This is a genomic window from Devosia sp. 63-57 (assembly GCF_001899045.1).
GTDB classification, from domain to species: Bacteria; Pseudomonadota; Alphaproteobacteria; order Rhizobiales; family Devosiaceae; genus Devosia; species Devosia equisanguinis.
Genome location: NZ_MKUY01000003.1, coordinates 94,208 through 109,488 on the forward strand (window position 1 = coordinate 94,208; position 15,281 = coordinate 109,488).

Sequence of the window (15,281 nt, forward strand, 5' to 3'; positions counted from 1 at the left end):
TCCCTCCCTACTCCTCCCGATCGTGCAAATACCGCCTGACCCCGGCAAACTCCGGCAGCATCGCCTCCCGCCGCACTGCCCACACTTCATATTCCGGCACGAACTGATCCGGCGCATCGAACGTGCCCAGATGCACCTCCACCTCGTCGCCGCTGCGTGCAAACACCGATGACCCGCAGAACCTGCAGAAATGCCGACCCTGGAACACACCGGTCTCGCCCGATACCTCCACCTGCCCCTCAGCAAAAATCGCCGCCGCATAGAACAGCGCGCCATGATGCTTGCGGCAATCGAGGCAATGGCAGATGCCGACGCGCAATGGCGTGCCGCGGGCCACAACCCGTACTGCGCCGCAAAGGCATCCGCCCGCCGCCTCACGCAATTCCAAGCACCTCGACCTCGCCGGCAGCCCCGGCTGTGGCCACGTCACCAACCCTTTTGCCCATCAGCGCCCGCGCCATGGGCGAAGCAAACGAGATCGTCCCCACCTTGGGATCGGCCTCGTCCTCGCCGACAATACGATAGCTCTGCACCCGCCCATCCGCGCGCTCGAAGGTGACGCTGCTGCCAAAGGCCACGACATCGGCCCGTTCGGGCGGCGGCACCAGTTGGGCGGTGCGCAGCCGCTCGGCAAAATAGCGCACATCCCGGAACGGATTGGCCGCCTGCCGGCGCCGTTCATTGACATCCTCGATGGCCATGGCCACCTCGTAAGCCGCCCGCGCCGCCTCCAACTGCCGCTCCAGCTCAAGACGGCCTGCCTCGGTGACGAGGTTCGGCCCTTCCGGCACCGGCCGCTCCGGCAGCATGGTTTCCGAGGCGGTCTCGGCGCTGTCTTCCTTGGTAAAGGCTACACTCATCTAGTCCTTGCCCATCCGCTCCAGCAGCAGGTCGCGTGCCTGGTTGATTTTTGCGGCCAGAAATTCCGAGCCACCCCGATCGGGATGCACGCCCTTCATCAGCTCGCGATGCGCTGCCTTGATGGCCTCGGCATCGGCCCCGGGCTTCAGCCCCAGCACCGCATATGCCTCGGCCACCGGATCAGCGCTACCGCCTCCCGCATGGCCAGCAGCACCCTGCCGGCCCCCGCCCGTATCCTGCTCGGCGAAATATTCGCGCCAGCCCGCCCGATTGGTATCGAGCCAGCTTTCCAGCAGATTGATGCTTTCCGCATCATCGGCAATCTCGGCAATCAGGGTGCGCGTCTCCGCTTCCCCCAGATCCAGCAGATCCCAGCCTGCAAAGGTCCCGTCCACGATCCGCCCGGACAGCGCGCCGGTGTCATGGTCCAGCTCCATGGCCAGATAGCGGCTGCGCACCTTGGAAATATTGCCGCCGCCACCGGAGACACTATCGAAGGAAAACCGCCCCAGCCGCCCGCGCAGCAAGATTGAAGCCGCTGCCGCACCCACGAAAAGCGCCAGGTCGAACCGGCGCAGAAACAGTGCCGCAACCGCCAGCAAGGCGGCAACGCCGCCCACCACCCAGCGCAGGCTGCGCACCAGCACGCGCCGATCCATGCCGCGCATGGCCTGGTAGAGCCAGAGCGTCGCCAGCACACCAAACCCGATCACCAAAATCCAGGTCATCTGCCCTCGATCTGCGCCAAGAGCGCCCGCGCCTCGCCACCGCTCTGCAAGCGGAGATGCGCCTTGCCACCGCTGGCATAGGCCGCAACTGCCTTGAGCAGCGCCGCCAGCTGGCCCGGCGCCGAATTGTCGAACCGGGCATAGGCGCCCTTGGTCAGCCGCGCGAATTCGCGGAACGCCGCTTCCACCCGCGCGTCACGTCCTTCCTGGAACACGAAAACCGGCAAGCCGAGCAGCCCCAATTCGCCCGCCTTGGCGCAGAGCGCATCGACATCTTCCTCGATGGCATCGCCGACGAATACCACCGCGTTGATCCGCCTGGTCTTGTGTTCGTCCCGGGCGTGGGAAAACACCTTGCCGATCTGGGTATTGCCGCCCTGGCAGGAAATCGAGCTCATCAGCTTGGCCAGCGCCGAGGCGTCGCGCACCCATTTCGAGGCGCGGCATTCCCCCAGCCCGCGAAAATACAGCAACTGCACCTGCAGCGCCGCATCCTTGGGAATGGCCTCGAACATGCCCGCCTGCAGCGAGATTGCCAGGTCCCAGGTGGGTTGCCGGCTCATCGTCGCATCCATGGCAAACAACAGCCGCCCGTCCTCGGCGGCATTGGGGCGCGCCAGCTTGCCCACTTTCTCGACGAAAGCGGCCACTTCGTCCCGGATTTCGCCCTGTCGCGGCACGACGCCATCGCGCCGCGCGGTTGGATTCTTTTCACTCATGGCTCGAATATGTGGCCCCCGCGCCGCCCCGGCAAGGGATGCACGAAATTCTGCTTGCCAGTGTCGAAACTCCGGCGCCTCATCCGTCATGCAGGTGACAATCCTGCACGGAGGAATTGCGGAATGGAACGGCATTACGGCTGGGTCATCGTCGCAGCAGGCGCGGTGATCACCTGTCTCGCCATGGGCGCCATGTTCGCCCTGCCCGTCTATCTTCAACCCATGGCCGACGAGACCGGTTGGTCCCGTGCCGGCATTTCCGGCGCCATGACCGTGGGCTTCATCGTCATGGGCGTCGGCGGCTTCGTCTGGGGCACGCTCACCGACCGCATCGGCGCCCGCCCGGTGGTGCTGATCGCCGCCGTGCTGCTCGGCCTCGGCCTGTTCATCGCCAGCCGTGCCAATGACCTTCTGGTCTTCCAGTTTGCCTATGGCGGGCTGGTCGGCGCCGCTGGCGGCGCCTTCTTCGCCCCGCTCATCGCCACCACTTTGGGCTGGTTCGACCGGCATCGCAGCCTCGCGGTCTCGCTGGTCTCCCTGGGCGGCGGCGTCGCCCCCATGACCATCACCCCGCTCGCCACGGTGCTGATCGAGAATTATGGCTGGCGCAGCGCTATGCTGATGACGTCTATCGCCGCCACCCTGCTCATCATCCCCGCCGCCTTCCTGATCCGCCGCGCCCCGACCGTGCAGCGGGAGGCGCCGAGCCCCGCCAGCGACATCGCCCCGGCCGAACCGCGCCCGGCCAATATGGCCGCCATTTTCCGCACGCCGCAATTCTTCATTCTGGCCGGCGTGTTCTTCCTCTGCTGCGCCGCCCATTCCGGGCCAATCTTCCACACCGTCAGCTATGCCATGCTCTGCGGCGCCTCGGCCCTGGCCGCCGCCAGCATCTATAGCGTCGAGGGCTTTGCCGGCCTCTTCGGCCGCGTCATCTTCGGCGTGCTGGCCGACCGCCTCGGCGTCAAGCGCGTCATCGTCGTCGGCCTGGTGCTGCAGGCGGCCGGCATCTACGCCTATATCTATGTCAGCGAGCTCCAGCACTTCTATCTGCTCGCTGCGGTGCTGGGCCTTGTCTATGGCGGGGTCATGCCGCTCTATTCGGTGCTGGCGCGCGACTATTTCGGACCCAATGTCATGGGCACGGTGCTGGGCGGTATCACCATGACCTCGTCCATCGGCATGGCCTTCGGCCCGGTCGGCGGCGGCTGGCTCTACGACACCTATGGCGACTACCACTGGCTCTATGTCGCCTCGGCCGGCGTCGGCCTCGCCGCAGCCGCTCTGGCACTGGCCTTCCCGCCCAAGCGCCGCGACCCGGCGCCCATCGACGCCGTGCCGGCCTGATCGATCAGGCCGGGCTGGTCACAGCCGCTCCGCCACCACTCTCGCCATCATCGTCCTTGCCGGCCGCATAGGCCGCCGACAGCTGCCGGTAATAGCGGGAGTTGATGGCGAGGATAGTGACCAACAGGCCGACAAACCCGGCCACGGTGAACACCAGCGCAATGCCCCGCTCCGGCCCGGTGCCGAACCAGCCGCCGATACTCCGCGCCCCCGCGCCATCGGTCATGAACGGGATGACCACGAACTGCGTCAGCGGCCCGATCAGAAATGCCGTGAGTGGCGAGGCCGATTGCTCCACCGACTGCGCGAAGCCGAACACCCGGCCCTGCCGTTCCAGCGGCACCACCTTCTGCAGCGTCGTCTGCTCGGCTGCCTCGGCATAGGGCCCGAGGAACATCCACACAAAGCAGCCCGCCGCCAGGAGCCAGATCGAGGATTGCAGCGTGAACACGCAGCACACCGCCCAGGTCACCATATTGACCATCAGCAGCGTCTTCAGCGGGTTCCGGCCCAGCCCGGTCTTGGAAATAATGATGCCGCTGGCGATGAACGCCATCGACAGCGCGCCGAACAACAGCCCCCACACCTCCACCGACACCAGCGACAACCCATAGGCGTCGAGCAGCGCCATGAAGATGCCGCCGAGAAAATTGTTGAAGCAGGCAAAAAAGATAAGCGCGAACAGTCCCGGCACCGCCGCGATCACCCTGATGGTTCCAGCCAGGTCCACGCGCTTGGGTTCGGCCGGCTCATCGGCACTCGGCGCCACCCGGCCCTCGTCCAGCTTGACCAGGCTCAAATGCACGAAGGCCAGCGTCGTCACGCTCAGCGCCATGATCAGCACGCCCAGCATGCCGGTATAGGCCACCAGAAAGCCCGAAATCACCGAAGTGGTGAGAAAGCCGATGCCGCTGACCATGCCCACCAATCCGTTCGCCTTGTCGCGCTCCGCCTCCGGAATGAGGATGGTCACCAGCGTCGGCAGCGCGATCGAGCGGATATTGCCCGCGATCACCCCCAGCATCACCAGCAGCACGAAGCTCCAGAGATAAGGCCCATAGGGGTCGGAAAACGCCCCCTCGGGCGCGAAGAGCACCATCAGCAGGCCCGGCAGATACAAGAGCCAGGAAACAAGGCTCGATCCCAGCATGGCCAGCCGCTTGGAATTGTGGTCGACGATCGAGCCAAACCAGATGCCGAAGGCGGCGGTGAACACCAGGTAGATGCCCGCAATCATGCCGGTGGCGAACACCGATTGCGTCTCGAGAAACACCCAGAACGTCACCGCGAACCACACGGTGAAATTGGTGACATTGGCGGCGAGATTGTTGACGAGGATATGGTGAAACGGGGTCATGGGAAGCGTCCAATGCATGCAGCACCCGCGCGACGCTATCGCTCGCGGGGTGAAAGCTCAATCTTTACGGCGCGGTCGTGACAGCTCGTGTCACCTGCGCATCGGAACCACTGTTTCGGATTGGGGTCATGGCAGGGCTCCTCGATGCGCTGCCATGGCGACGAACATCTCAGGGCGTATTCGACTCTGTCGGGCATTCCGCGGCCATTTTTTCGAGCACAGGGAACACATTGTCGGCCGAAAAGTGCCAGTCGCGCCCTTCAAAGCTGAAGCCGATGCTGGAATTGGCCCGCGCCATGGCCAACAGCACTTCGTCGACCCCCTCAGCCTCTAGGCTCGACGTATAGACCAGCAATTCCCCCTCATGCTCGTCATAAAAGGCCGTCACCTCGACCGACTTGCGGTCATCTATGCGCACCTTCATCACCCCGCTTTCGGGATAACTGGCCTTGGCGTCGTATTTCTCCGCCGTGTAGATGGTGATGTCCATGGCGTCGGGAAACCAGTCATCGCAAAAGATCTGCGCCTCGAGCTCCCCCGAAACATCCACCGCCCACCCCTTATAGGCCTTGCCGTCCTCGTCGCTCACATCGGAAAACTGCCAGGCAGCCTGGGCAGACGAAGCGATCAGGCAAAAGGCGGCAATCAACACGGCGCGACGCATGGCAAATCTCCAATTCTGCCGCACCATGCCGCCCATGCCTGTCCCTGTCACCCCCAGATCGCGGGGCACGGTCGGCGCTGAACGCCGGCACGCCGCATTCCAGGAAGGAAGTGGTCGGCTTCTGGCGCGACACCCCAGGCCAGCACGCGACGCGCTCCTCCCCCTTCTTCAGGGGGAGGCTGGGAGGGGGTGGACAACAAACTCAAGCCCGCATGCGGTAGCCTCCCAACGTTCCTGCGCCCCCTTCACCGCGAATTAACCCCGTTCTCGCAGGCTCTTTCCGAGTACAAGGAAGGACCACAGCCCATGCATAACGAAATCCAGCGCCGGGCCTACGCGCTCTGGCAGGCCGACAATTGTCCGGAAGGCCAGGATCAGGCCTATTGGTTCAAGGCCGTTGCTGAATTGACGGACGAAGCGGCCAAGACCATCAAGCCGCCGCGCAAGCGCGCTGCGCCCCGCACGAAAAAGGCCGCGTGAAGCGGCCTTTCTTTATCCAGCGTTTGGCCGCGAGCTCACCAGCAGCGCGGCCAATAGACGTCATTGCGGAAATCGCTCGGAATGGGCGATAGGCGCATCAGCGCCTGCGCGGCGAATTCGATCTGCTGGCAATAGTGGTCGATCCGGTCGGGGACAGGCACGCCGGTGACATATTCACGCATGCGCCACTCATCGATCCCCAGCGCCGCCTTGCGGCGCCATGCTTCCAGTTCGATATCCTCGGGATGCACCGCTATGCCGCCAGACCGTCTGGCGCTCGGTTCGCTCCATTCCCGCGTGTCACCAATTTCTGCAAAGCGCATTCTTGCCGTCCATGGGGCCATCCCGCCTTCTGCGGTGCCCGATTGCCCGAGGATGCGCGCAAGGCGTTACAAATCCGCAAAGATTTTTTAACCTCGCTATCACAGCCAAGTGACGAGCCATCCAATGACGATTCTCTATCTCATGGCCGCCGACGCCGAATATGGCCCGCACTTGCGGCGGCGGATCACCCCGCTCATGGTCGGGGTGGGTCCGGTCGAGGCGGCTATCGCCACCACCCGTGCCCTGACCGAGCGTCGCGACGCCCTGCCCCATCTTGTCGTCTCGCTGGGATCGGCCGGATCGCGTCGGCTCGAACAGTGCGGGGTCTATCAGGCGATCTCGGTATCCTACCGCGACATGGACGCATCGCCTCTCGGCTTCGCGCGCGGCGAGACCCCATTTCTCGGTCTGCCCGCTACCTTGCCCTTGGCGCCGCTGCTGCCGGGCCTTGCCCCCGCTACTCTTTCCACCGGCGCCAATATCGTCTCAGGCGCTGCCTATGACACCATTGCGGAGGACATGGTGGATATGGAGACCTACGCCATCCTGCGCGCCTGCCAAGGCTTCAACGTCCCCCTCCTCGCCCTGCGCGGCATTTCCGACGGTCGGGCCGAAGTCACCCGCATGGCTGACTGGACCAACTATCTGCACATCATCGACGAAAAGCTGGCCCATGCCGTCGATCTTATCGAAGCCCAACACCTGACCAACTAAGCCCCTGATCAGATAAGGACAGCCCTCACCCACCCACCGTTCCGCCCTCGGGCCCGACCCCGAGGGCCTGCCGGTTCACACGCCAAACAGCGAGAGGCCCAGCAAACCCAGATCATTTCAAAATGAAGTGAACTCTGCGCGCTTTCCCGCCCTCCCCCTTGAGGCAGGGCTATCGCATATGGGCTTGTGCGTGCTGCAACCCCCCTCCCAACCTCCCCCTGAAGAAGGGGGAGGAGCTGCATCCAGTTGTGGGCAAGAGTGGGTCAAAAGAACCGGTCCGTCTCCCTCCCCTTGCGGGGAGGGTTGGGTGGGGGATGAGAGCCCGGTGCCAATTCGTCATATGCGATAGCCCTGCCCCTTGAGGGATTTGTTCAGTTAGAGCGCGTTGGGAGGCGCTTAGGCTTAGGCTTAGGCTTAGGCTTAGGCTTAGGCTTAGGCTCCTGCGCTCCCTCCCCCTTCTACAGGGGGAGGCTAGGTGGGGGTGCAGCAGGTTCAGCACCCCCTCCCTCAGGCGTGAGGCACGATGGCGCCCCATCTAAAAAACGCAAAGCGCTTTAGCCGCTTATACTTGGCCGTTCTTCTTGTCGCGGCGCGACCGTTGCCAGGTGGTCCATTTGCGGCTCCCGCGCAAAATGGCCATGTTCACCGGTCCCTGCAGGAAGATCAGGTCAAGCGCCAGCAGCAGCAGCCCCAGCGGCAGCATCCAGATGCCGAGCACCGGCAGAAAGCTGAAAATGCCGCCCAGTACGAGCAGTATGCCGAGCGGAATGCGGACCCAGCGGGCCTCGGGCCGGCGCACATTGGCCAGCCATCCGGCGGCGGTTCTCGGCACACGGCGCTCCAGCCGGTCAAACAGTCGATTGAGGCGTTGGCCGCTCTTGCTCACTTCAGCATTCCTCCAGGCTGCACCTGCCAATGGGGCAGTCATGCTTGGTAGATGGCGACGCCGCGCGCCAGATCAAGGGGCCATGCACAAGTCCGGGAACCCTCCGCTGCCAAATGCCGTTTCTGCATCAAACACGGAGCGTCCTATGTCCCTAATCGATCTCTTTGCACCCCGCCGCCACACCCCCATGGATGCCATGGCCGACCAGCTCGACACCCTGCGCCGCGATATCCGCCGCGTCAGCCGCCAGGTCGCGAGCCGGGCCGGTGACACGGCCGACGATGTCGGCGAGGTCGCCGTTGAATTTGGCCGCGAGGCCGCTCGCCGAGGCGCCCATCTGGCTGGTGTGGCCAGCCGTCAGGCCATCAAGGGCGCCGAAGCTGTCCGCCGTGACCCTGTCCCCATCATTGCCCTCGTCGGCACCGCTCTCCTGCTCGCTCACCTGCTCAGCCGCCGCTAAGGCAAATTTAACCATTCGGGTCAGGCCTTCTTTAAGCCTGACGGCGCATTTTCGGGCTGAGCGGCAAAAAAGCCGCAGCCCGGAGTGCCGCCATCATGACCCGCCTTGCGCCCTTAGCCCTGCGCTTCCTCGCTCTCGGCATAATGGCCACCAGCCTCGGCGGCTGCTCGCTGTTCGGCATGAACTTCGCCTTCAATCGCATGAGCGAGAAGGAATGCATGATGCGGGCCATGTATTTCGAATCCAACCGCTCCAGCTCAGAAGGCATGTTGGCGGTGGGAACGGTGGTGATGAACCGCCTGGGCGATCCGCGCTATCCCAAATCGGTCTGCGAAGTCGTCGGCCAGAAGAACCAGTTCGCCCAGGGCGTGCTGACCAAGCCGATGACCGATAGCGGCGCCATCCTCGCCTCCCAGGTCGCTGACCAGGTGCTGCGTGGCCAGCGCCACCCCGGCGTCCAGAACGCCCAGCACTTCCACACTGCCGGCCTGCGCTTCCCCTACAACAACATGTTCTACGTCCTCGAAGCCGGCGGCAACGAGTTCTACGAAAAGCGCACCGTCCGCTAAGGCGGCGCTCGGCGCCACGCTCTCCCTGAGTGCTTTCCTGGCGCGTCCCCGGCACGCCAGATGCAACGCATACGATGCCGCCCTCGGGCTTAACCCGAGGGCCTGTCAGAGAGCCACCACATGGTACTGGTGAAGTGGGAAATTGGCCCTCGGGTTAAGCTCGAGGGCGGAACGGGGCATGTCAGGAAGCACGCCAACACCCAATGCGATAGTCCTGCCCGCAAAGGCGCGGCAGACAGGTCGGCGGTTTTAGCACCATCTCATCCCAAGAACGATGCGGCTCCTCCCCTTCCTACAGGGGGAGGCCGGGTGGGGGTCGGCGCTTAATCCCCCGCCATGCCTGAAAACCCGACACCACCCCTCTTGGACCAGGTCGTTTTCCGGTCTCTCGCCTCACCGCGCCTCGACCGAAGCCCGGCTCAGGAAAAATCCGTGGCCATCCTCGCGTGCGCAGGTCAGCCCCTTGCGCGTCGACAGGCATTGGAACGGGCCCAGTTCAACCACATGGTCGTAATGAAAGACCTGCTCGGCGCCGCAACAGCCGGGGTCGCCGACATCATCGAGAATAACCGCCTCGTCCTGCCCGCCCAGAACGGCGCGCACATAATGCGGCTGCACCCGATCGCACTGGATCTCCGCCAGGCCATCCCAGGTCTCGTAAAAACTGGTTCCACCCGCGGGCGTATAGATGCAGCCGATATTACCCGAGGGCAGCACGAACTCCACCTGCCCTTCGTCATTGGCATACATGTCCTGAAGCTCGAAGGCCTTGGCCGGCACGCCGAGCAACACCGCCACGATGGCGATGCCGGCGACGACGGCGGCGTTGCGGATGAATGCGCGGCGGTGACGAAGTGTATGCATGGCCATGTCCCTCATTGGCGTTGCTCTGTGAGGGTTTTGCCATGCCTGGTTTGAACCGCTGCTGGCCCCGGCGTTCAGAATGCGTTCACATCGCGGTCAGCTTCGGCTCTGCCGCAACACATAGCCGATCACCACCGCCACCGCGTCGAACAGCTCGACCGGGATGGTGTCGTCCAGCTCCACCCCGCTGAGCGCCTCCGCCAGCACCGGATTGCTTTCGATCACCACGCCGTTTTCCTCGGCCAGCGCCACGATCTTCTCGGCCACCAGCCCCCGCCCCTTGGCCACCACCTGCGGCGCTTCGCGCGACCCTTTTTCATAGTGCAACGCCACCGCCAGCGGCCGTTTTGCCTGGTCTTCGCTCATCGCACCGCATCCACGAAATGGCCGGATTGCGGCGGTTGCGGCGCCACTGGCGCGCCGGTTTTGACGATGACCGATCCGGCAACAAGGCCAACGGATTCAAGCTCTTGCTTCAAGTTGTCAACATGTCGCGCGAGGCTCTGAGCGGTCTCGGCATCGTCGGCCCACAACAGAACGCCGCTGATCTTGTGCCGCAGGGTGACCTGCGCGCCCACTTCGCCCGCCTCTGGCAGATTGATGGCAAAGCGCAGCTGCCAGCCGCGATCCTCGGCCCGTTCGGCACCGTCCTCGGGATCGCCATGAATGTGCAGATGCAACAGCATCTGCTGCCCCGCCACCATGACCGGCAGGTCCATGTTCCACTGCACGCCCGGACGATCCGCCGGATCCGGCAGCGACGCCGCCTGATGCAGGCGAACCCGGGACAAAGCCGCCTCCGTCCGCTCCTGTAGTATACGGCCAAGCTGTTCTGGTTCTTCAGGAATTTCTCCCGGCATCGCATCGCCCGCCCGGGCGCGCGGCACCAGCCCGCGCAGCGGTGGCGGCACGCTGGCCACCTGTTCCAGCGGCGCCTGCGCCCCCAGCCATTGCCCCAGGCTCTGCCGCAATCCCAGCAGCGCCGTCTTGAGGTCGCCGCCAGCAGCGCCCGCGCGCCCGGCGCCCAGCTTGGCCTCCTGAAAAATCCCGGAATTGCTCACCGCACTCTTCAGCGCCTGCCCGTTAAACTGTTGTCCATCCAATGAAAGTCGTTGCGCCAACACCTGTTGCACCGCCTTGGCCACCGGCTCCGGCAGGGCCACCGCACCCGCCACCGCCGCCAGCATGGTGGTGAGGCCGACAACGCTGTTCTGCCGCGGCACCGCCTGATGCACCATCTGCAGCACCGCCGCTTGCGGGCTCGTCGCCTGCGGCACAGCGGCAGTTGACCCCGCGGTCGCCCCCGCTGCACCTGCCAACCCCGCCCCCGCCGATGCCATCTGCTGGCCGAGCGCACCAGCCGCGTTCGCGCCGGTCACCGGCCCCGGCAAAGGACCTGCGCCCGCCGCCATAGACGCGGGCGCACTCGCATAAGGCACTGCAGGCGCTGGCATATGCGCATTGCCTTGGGGCGCCAGCACCGGACCTGCGCCAGCCGCCATTCCCGTTTGAACCCCAGCTAGCCCCCCGCCACTAACGCCTGCTGACCCGGTGATTGCCGCGCCAGACACCGTGCCCGCCACCGGCGGACCATTCGTCTGCCCCAGCGCCGCCGCCGATAGCTGCACCGTCGTTGCCGGAACAGGCGACTGCGCACTTTGCGCAAAAACCTGCGGAATTTCAGGCGCTTTCACCGCCATCAGCGTCAATTGCGTCTGCCCATTGGCCTGCTGCACGCCCAGCGTCAGCACCGTCCCCGGCGCCTGCAGCGTCGGCAAGGCCAACGCCAGGGTCTGCTGGCCGATCTGCACCTGCGTCGTGCCATTGCCCAGCAGGCCGACCACCCGCGCCTCAATCACCTGCCCCGGTGCGTGTTCGAGCGCACGCACCAGGCTGGAAGCCTGGTTGGCGGGAATGGGCGGAAGCTGGGTCGAAATGCTCATCTGCCGGCCGACTCCAGCCGCATCGCGCGGCTCGGCGTCAGCCTACAGCAAAAGCGGAGAAGCGTCAGCTTGGGCGAATATCGGTCGATTTCTTGGTGATCGGCTTGCCCCTGAAGGTCACCCAGAGGAAGTTGAGCGTATATGTGCCTGCCGTGCGGAACACGCCTTCCTGCTCCAGTCGACGGCCCGAAGTCTTCATTTTGAGCGCATAGGTCCACTTGACCCCACCGACCTTGGACAGGCGCACGGCAACGTCCGTATCCTCGCCGAAAAAGTCGATCGAGCGATCATAGCCGCCCACCGAGGCCCAGGCCTCGCGCTTGAACACGAAATTGCCGCCCTGCACAACCGACCCCACCCGCAGCACGAAACGGTTGAGCAGGTAGATGAAATAGGTCAGCCCATAAAACATGTCGATCAAGAAGCGATTGAACCCGCCCATGTCGTAATAGACATAGGGACCGCTAAGGCAGACCAGCTTGGAATCCTTGGCGAATTCGCGCATCACCACATCGAGCCAACCCTCCGGCACGATGGTGTCGCTATCGATATTGGCCACCAGCTCATAGCCTGCGCTGGCGGCAAAGCCGGCATCACGAGCATTGACCAGGCCCTTTTTCGGCTCGTCCACCACGGTCACGCCGGGAAAGCTGCGCGCGATTTCGCCGGTGCGGTCGGTTGAGGCATTATTGACCACGATGACATCGGCATCGCATCCCGACCGCTTGATTTCCGCCAGCACGGAGGCAAGACACTTGCCGATCAAAGCTTCTTCATTATAGGCGGGAATGACAAAGGCGAGCTTCATTGGGCCCCTTCTGTCGGACAGGCCGACGATGCAAGACAGCCTGCACATAGCGCGACGCCAAGCGTCCGGCAACCGCTCTGCAGGCCCGTTTCGTCTCCCGCTTTTCCTGGTGCACACAGTTCTGCTAGATTGCTTGGCAGCTTATAGTGTCTCAACCAGCCATCGCTCGCCCCTCGGGACAGGTCTGCCATGATCAAGAAACTTGCTTTCGCCGCCCTGCTGACCACCCTGCTGACCGGACCAAGCCTGGCCGCTGCTGAAGGCTCGGCGGTGGGGGTCGATCCCGATGCCGTAGCGCGCCGCGGCTCCAGCGATCGCGTGCTGGTGGTTGGCGCCGACATATCGGTGGGCGACCGTGTGGTCACCGGCGCCTCGGGCCGCGTGCAGATCGTCTTCCAGAACCAGACGCGCCTTGTGGTCGGCCCCGGCAGTTCGCTCGAGATCCAGAGCTATCTGCTCAATGGCAACCGCACCGACAAATTCGCGGTCAACGCCCTCGCCGGCACCTTCCGCTTCATTTCCGGCAACAGCCCGAAATCCGCCTATTCGATCAATACGCCGACCGCCTCGATTGCCGTGCGCGGCACCAAGTTCGACATCACCGTGCAGCGCGGTTCCACCCAGGTGCTGCTCTATGAGGGCGGATTACAATTGTGCAGCGGCCGCCAATGCGTGGAATTGACCGATCGCTGCGACTACGGCGTCGCCGATTCCAGCAGCAGCGCCCTCGTGACCTGGCGGGATAGCGCCCGCGCCAATCTGGTGCGCAATTTCCCGCTGGCCAATATCCAGCGCCCACTGCTGCAGGCCTTCCGGGTCGCCGGGGCCCAGTCCTGTCTGACCCCGCCGCCGCCGCCATCCACCGACAGCCTAAGTTCGCCGTCCAGCGGCAATCCTCCCTCGGGCAATACCACGCCCCCGACCAGCGGAGGAAACTTCACCACCACGACGCCAACCTTCGGCGGCAATTCCAACAGTGGAAACGTGACCTCCGGCAACACCACGCCGACCACCACTCCCTAGCAGGTCCGCGCGGCGCCCCTTGCAACTCAGCCGATGAAGTCACGCTTACCCAGCGGCACGCCATTGTGGCGGAGAATGGCGTAGGCCGTGGTGATGTGGAAATAAAAGTTCGGCATGGCGCGCAGCGTCACATAATCGAGCCCGGGCATGGTCACGTCGTTGCCACCCAGCTTGATGGTGATCTGGCGGCTTTCCGAACCGTCCAACTCTTCGCGCGTCACTGCGGCCAAGAGGTCGAGTGCCTTGCGCACGCGGGCGCGCAGTTCCTCGAACGTCTTCTCCTCGTCCGGCCAGGACGGCACCGGCTTGCCGGCCAGCCGGCTCACACAGCCCTTGACGTGATCGGTGGCGATCATCACCTGGCCGCGGAACGGGATCATGTCAGGCGCCAATCGGTCATTGACCAGCGTTTCCGCCGCATATTTGCGGGCTTCGGCGTCCGCTTCCGCCTTGTCCATGAACACAAGGAGGTTGTTCAGCATGCGGGTGAACACCGGTACGGTCACATCGTAAATCGACACACCCATCGAACACTCCTTGAATGTGGGGGCAGGATGGTCCCATCTGCAAGCGCCGGGCAGAGGCGACTCGAGGAACCACGTGATGGCGAACAGCACTAAACCATCGCCAGACGACGATAAAGCAAATAGCAGCGCCTTTGCGCGGCTGCGCTCGACGCTGCGCCTGCTCTATCATGGCCAATCACCCAAAGCGCAGCGCTTTCAGGCTGCAGTGCTGGTGGTCGATCTGTCGATCATCGCCTTCTTCGTCGCCGCCCCACTGCTGCGCGACAGTGAGAGCTTCCTGTGGATCGACTATTCGATCGCCGCCCTGCTTGCCGCCGATCTGGTGGCCCGCGCCCTTGCCTCCACCGATGTACGCCGGTGGCTGAAGCAACTGCCTGTCATCATCGACATCTTTATCCTCGCGACACTTCTGGCCCCGACCTGGCTGCTCAATCTCGGCTTTCTGCGCGTACTCCGCCTCTGGACGCTCACCCGATCCGGCGCCATCTGGCGGCCACTGCGCAAGCGCGGTTTTGGCGGCTATCAGGAAACCATCCAGGCGGTCATCAACCTTCTGGTCTTTCTCTTCGTGGTCACCGGCTTCGTCTACACTGCCTTCGCTCACCGCGATGCCGGCATTTCGGGCTATGTCGACGCGCTTTACTTCACCGTCGCCACCATGACCACCACCGGCTTCGGCGACATCACCCTCCCCGGCACCTTCGGCAAGCTGGTGTCGATCATCATCATGATCATCGGCATTTCGCTCTTCGTCCGCCTGGCACAGCTGATTTTCCGCCCCGCCAAGGTGGTGTTCCCCTGCCCGCAATGCGGCCTCACCAAGCACGACCCCGACGCCGTTCACTGCAAGGCCTGCGGCCACATCCTCAATATCCCCGATCACGGCGAGGACTAGGCCGGTCGATACCTGCTGAGCACCATGCCCCCCGAGAGGCACCCAAATCTGACAGGAACGATGCCACCCTCGGGCGAAGACCCGAGGGCCCCACACTTGCGCCCCCTCCGCC

20 protein-coding genes are annotated in these 15,281 nt (G+C 64.2%); 7 read left to right on the forward strand and 13 right to left on the reverse strand.

Going from position 1 to position 15,281, the window contains the following annotated elements:
• Positions 1-7 precede the first annotated feature (7 nt).
• The 4 genes from BGO80_RS00440 to BGO80_RS00455 are packed head-to-tail and all read right to left on the reverse strand — an operon-like array spanning position 8 to position 2,308.
• Positions 8-382 carry a GFA family protein gene (locus BGO80_RS00440; RefSeq protein ID WP_286719580.1) on the reverse strand — a complete coding sequence of 125 codons (375 nt, stop codon included), beginning with the start codon at positions 380-382 and terminating at the stop codon, positions 8-10.
• Positions 375-860: a transcription elongation factor GreA gene (gene greA, locus BGO80_RS00445; protein WP_286718004.1), complete on the reverse strand. Its 486-nt coding sequence runs from the start codon at positions 858-860 to the stop codon at positions 375-377. The genes BGO80_RS00440 and greA overlap by 8 nt, the downstream gene beginning before the upstream one ends.
• Complete coding sequence (locus BGO80_RS00450; RefSeq protein WP_286718006.1) at positions 861-1,589, reverse strand: DnaJ domain-containing protein; 729 nt, start codon at positions 1,587-1,589, stop codon at positions 861-863.
• Positions 1,586-2,308, reverse strand: a complete 723-nt coding sequence (locus BGO80_RS00455; protein WP_286718008.1) for a vWA domain-containing protein — start codon at positions 2,306-2,308, stop codon at positions 1,586-1,588. The genes BGO80_RS00450 and BGO80_RS00455 overlap by 4 nt, the downstream gene beginning before the upstream one ends.
• A gap of 123 nt (positions 2,309-2,431) precedes the next feature.
• Here BGO80_RS00455 and BGO80_RS00460 point away from each other — a divergent pair, with 123 nt between their 5' ends.
• Positions 2,432-3,655 (forward strand): MFS transporter, encoded by a 1,224-nt coding sequence (locus BGO80_RS00460; protein WP_286718010.1) that lies wholly within the window; start codon positions 2,432-2,434, stop codon positions 3,653-3,655.
• Positions 3,656-3,659: 4 nt separating this feature from the next.
• On the opposite strand, the gene BGO80_RS00465 is transcribed toward BGO80_RS00460, so the two are convergent.
• Entirely contained in the window at positions 3,660-5,012 is a 1,353-nt protein-coding gene (locus tag BGO80_RS00465; RefSeq protein ID WP_286718012.1) for an MFS transporter, read from the reverse strand.
• Positions 5,013-5,181: 169 nt separating this feature from the next.
• Positions 5,182-5,676, reverse strand: a complete 495-nt coding sequence (locus BGO80_RS00470; protein ID WP_286718014.1) for a hypothetical protein — start codon at positions 5,674-5,676, stop codon at positions 5,182-5,184.
• A 306-nt stretch (positions 5,677-5,982) separates the two neighbouring features.
• On the opposite strand from BGO80_RS00470, the gene BGO80_RS00475 reads away from it, so the two are divergent.
• The gene (locus tag BGO80_RS00475; protein WP_286718016.1) at positions 5,983-6,156 is read left to right on the forward strand and encodes a DUF2934 domain-containing protein; all 174 of its coding nucleotides are present in this window, start codon (positions 5,983-5,985) and stop codon (positions 6,154-6,156) included.
• 35 nt (positions 6,157-6,191) lie between these two features.
• Here BGO80_RS00475 and BGO80_RS00480 read toward each other — a convergent pair whose 3' ends face one another.
• Positions 6,192-6,479, reverse strand: coding sequence for a hypothetical protein (locus BGO80_RS00480; RefSeq protein ID WP_126152319.1), 288 nt, complete (start codon positions 6,477-6,479; stop codon positions 6,192-6,194).
• 124 nt (positions 6,480-6,603) lie between these two features.
• Between BGO80_RS00480 and BGO80_RS00485 the strand changes: the two genes are divergently transcribed.
• Positions 6,604-7,194 (forward strand): 5'-methylthioadenosine/S-adenosylhomocysteine nucleosidase, encoded by a 591-nt coding sequence (locus tag BGO80_RS00485; RefSeq protein ID WP_286718018.1) that lies wholly within the window; start codon positions 6,604-6,606, stop codon positions 7,192-7,194.
• 562 nt (positions 7,195-7,756) lie between these two features.
• Here the strand turns inward: BGO80_RS00485 and BGO80_RS00490 are convergent.
• Positions 7,757-8,080 (reverse strand): hypothetical protein, encoded by a 324-nt coding sequence (locus BGO80_RS00490; protein WP_223214298.1) that lies wholly within the window; start codon positions 8,078-8,080, stop codon positions 7,757-7,759.
• 145 nt (positions 8,081-8,225) lie between these two features.
• Here BGO80_RS00490 and BGO80_RS00495 point away from each other — a divergent pair, with 145 nt between their 5' ends.
• Both BGO80_RS00495 and BGO80_RS00500 read left to right on the forward strand, forming a co-directional pair.
• Complete coding sequence (locus BGO80_RS00495) at positions 8,226-8,540, forward strand: hypothetical protein (protein WP_286718021.1); 315 nt, start codon at positions 8,226-8,228, stop codon at positions 8,538-8,540.
• 95 nt (positions 8,541-8,635) lie between these two features.
• Positions 8,636-9,109: a cell wall hydrolase gene (locus BGO80_RS00500; protein WP_386849514.1), complete on the forward strand. Its 474-nt coding sequence runs from the start codon at positions 8,636-8,638 to the stop codon at positions 9,107-9,109.
• Positions 9,110-9,502: 393 nt separating this feature from the next.
• On the opposite strand, the gene BGO80_RS00505 is transcribed toward BGO80_RS00500, so the two are convergent.
• The 4 genes from BGO80_RS00505 to BGO80_RS00520 form a co-directional block, all read right to left on the reverse strand.
• Positions 9,503-9,973 carry a hypothetical protein gene (locus BGO80_RS00505; RefSeq protein WP_286718023.1) on the reverse strand — a complete coding sequence of 157 codons (471 nt, stop codon included), beginning with the start codon at positions 9,971-9,973 and terminating at the stop codon, positions 9,503-9,505.
• 96 nt (positions 9,974-10,069) lie between these two features.
• Entirely contained in the window at positions 10,070-10,339 is a 270-nt protein-coding gene (locus BGO80_RS00510; RefSeq protein ID WP_286718025.1) for an EscU/YscU/HrcU family type III secretion system export apparatus switch protein, read from the reverse strand.
• Positions 10,336-11,916 (reverse strand): flagellar hook-length control protein FliK, encoded by a 1,581-nt coding sequence (gene fliK, locus BGO80_RS00515; protein ID WP_286718027.1) that lies wholly within the window; start codon positions 11,914-11,916, stop codon positions 10,336-10,338. Before fliK ends, BGO80_RS00510 begins: the two co-directional genes overlap by 4 nt.
• Before the next feature lie 64 nt (positions 11,917-11,980).
• On the reverse strand, positions 11,981-12,724 hold the full coding sequence (locus BGO80_RS00520) for a glycosyltransferase family 2 protein (RefSeq protein WP_286718029.1): 744 nt from the start codon (positions 12,722-12,724) through the stop codon (positions 11,981-11,983).
• Positions 12,725-12,913: 189 nt separating this feature from the next.
• Between BGO80_RS00520 and BGO80_RS00525 the strand changes: the two genes are divergently transcribed.
• Positions 12,914-13,747 (forward strand): FecR family protein, encoded by an 834-nt coding sequence (locus tag BGO80_RS00525; RefSeq protein WP_286718032.1) that lies wholly within the window; start codon positions 12,914-12,916, stop codon positions 13,745-13,747.
• A 26-nt stretch (positions 13,748-13,773) separates the two neighbouring features.
• On the opposite strand, the gene BGO80_RS00530 is transcribed toward BGO80_RS00525, so the two are convergent.
• A complete protein-coding gene (locus tag BGO80_RS00530; RefSeq protein ID WP_126152278.1) occupies positions 13,774-14,274 on the reverse strand; it encodes a DUF1993 domain-containing protein in 501 nt (166 codons plus the stop codon).
• A gap of 76 nt (positions 14,275-14,350) precedes the next feature.
• On the opposite strand from BGO80_RS00530, the gene BGO80_RS00535 reads away from it, so the two are divergent.
• On the forward strand, positions 14,351-15,169 hold the full coding sequence (locus tag BGO80_RS00535; RefSeq protein WP_286718036.1) for a potassium channel family protein: 819 nt from the start codon (positions 14,351-14,353) through the stop codon (positions 15,167-15,169).
• Positions 15,170-15,281 lie beyond the last annotated feature (112 nt).

Bases quoted from the DNA above. Each gene is read 5' to 3' on its own strand.
- BGO80_RS00475 (WP_286718016.1), top strand. From the start codon at position 5,983: ATGCATAACGAAATCCAGCGCCGGGCCTACGCGCTCTGGCAGGCCGAC.
- BGO80_RS00505 (WP_286718023.1), bottom strand. From the start codon at position 9,973: ATGCATACACTTCGTCACCGCCGCGCATTCATCCGCAACGCCGCCGTC.
- BGO80_RS00520 (WP_286718029.1), bottom strand. From the start codon at position 12,724: ATGAAGCTCGCCTTTGTCATTCCCGCCTATAATGAAGAAGCTTTGATC.
- BGO80_RS00500 (WP_386849514.1), top strand. From the start codon at position 8,636: ATGACCCGCCTTGCGCCCTTAGCCCTGCGCTTCCTCGCTCTCGGCATA.
- BGO80_RS00455 (WP_286718008.1), bottom strand. From the start codon at position 2,308: ATGAGTGAAAAGAATCCAACCGCGCGGCGCGATGGCGTCGTGCCGCGA.
- BGO80_RS00510 (WP_286718025.1), bottom strand. From the start codon at position 10,339: ATGAGCGAAGACCAGGCAAAACGGCCGCTGGCGGTGGCGTTGCACTAT.
- BGO80_RS00470 (WP_286718014.1), bottom strand. From the start codon at position 5,676: ATGCGTCGCGCCGTGTTGATTGCCGCCTTTTGCCTGATCGCTTCGTCT.
- BGO80_RS00535 (WP_286718036.1), top strand. From the start codon at position 14,351: ATGGCGAACAGCACTAAACCATCGCCAGACGACGATAAAGCAAATAGC.
- BGO80_RS00530 (WP_126152278.1), bottom strand. From the start codon at position 14,274: ATGGGTGTGTCGATTTACGATGTGACCGTACCGGTGTTCACCCGCATG.
- BGO80_RS00465 (WP_286718012.1), bottom strand. From the start codon at position 5,012: ATGACCCCGTTTCACCATATCCTCGTCAACAATCTCGCCGCCAATGTC.
- BGO80_RS00485 (WP_286718018.1), top strand. From the start codon at position 6,604: ATGACGATTCTCTATCTCATGGCCGCCGACGCCGAATATGGCCCGCAC.
- greA (WP_286718004.1), bottom strand. From the start codon at position 860: ATGAGTGTAGCCTTTACCAAGGAAGACAGCGCCGAGACCGCCTCGGAA.
- BGO80_RS00495 (WP_286718021.1), top strand. From the start codon at position 8,226: ATGTCCCTAATCGATCTCTTTGCACCCCGCCGCCACACCCCCATGGAT.
- BGO80_RS00450 (WP_286718006.1), bottom strand. From the start codon at position 1,589: ATGACCTGGATTTTGGTGATCGGGTTTGGTGTGCTGGCGACGCTCTGG.
- BGO80_RS00525 (WP_286718032.1), top strand. From the start codon at position 12,914: ATGATCAAGAAACTTGCTTTCGCCGCCCTGCTGACCACCCTGCTGACC.
- fliK (WP_286718027.1), bottom strand. From the start codon at position 11,916: ATGAGCATTTCGACCCAGCTTCCGCCCATTCCCGCCAACCAGGCTTCC.
- BGO80_RS00480 (WP_126152319.1), bottom strand. From the start codon at position 6,479: ATGCGCTTTGCAGAAATTGGTGACACGCGGGAATGGAGCGAACCGAGC.
- BGO80_RS00460 (WP_286718010.1), top strand. From the start codon at position 2,432: ATGGAACGGCATTACGGCTGGGTCATCGTCGCAGCAGGCGCGGTGATC.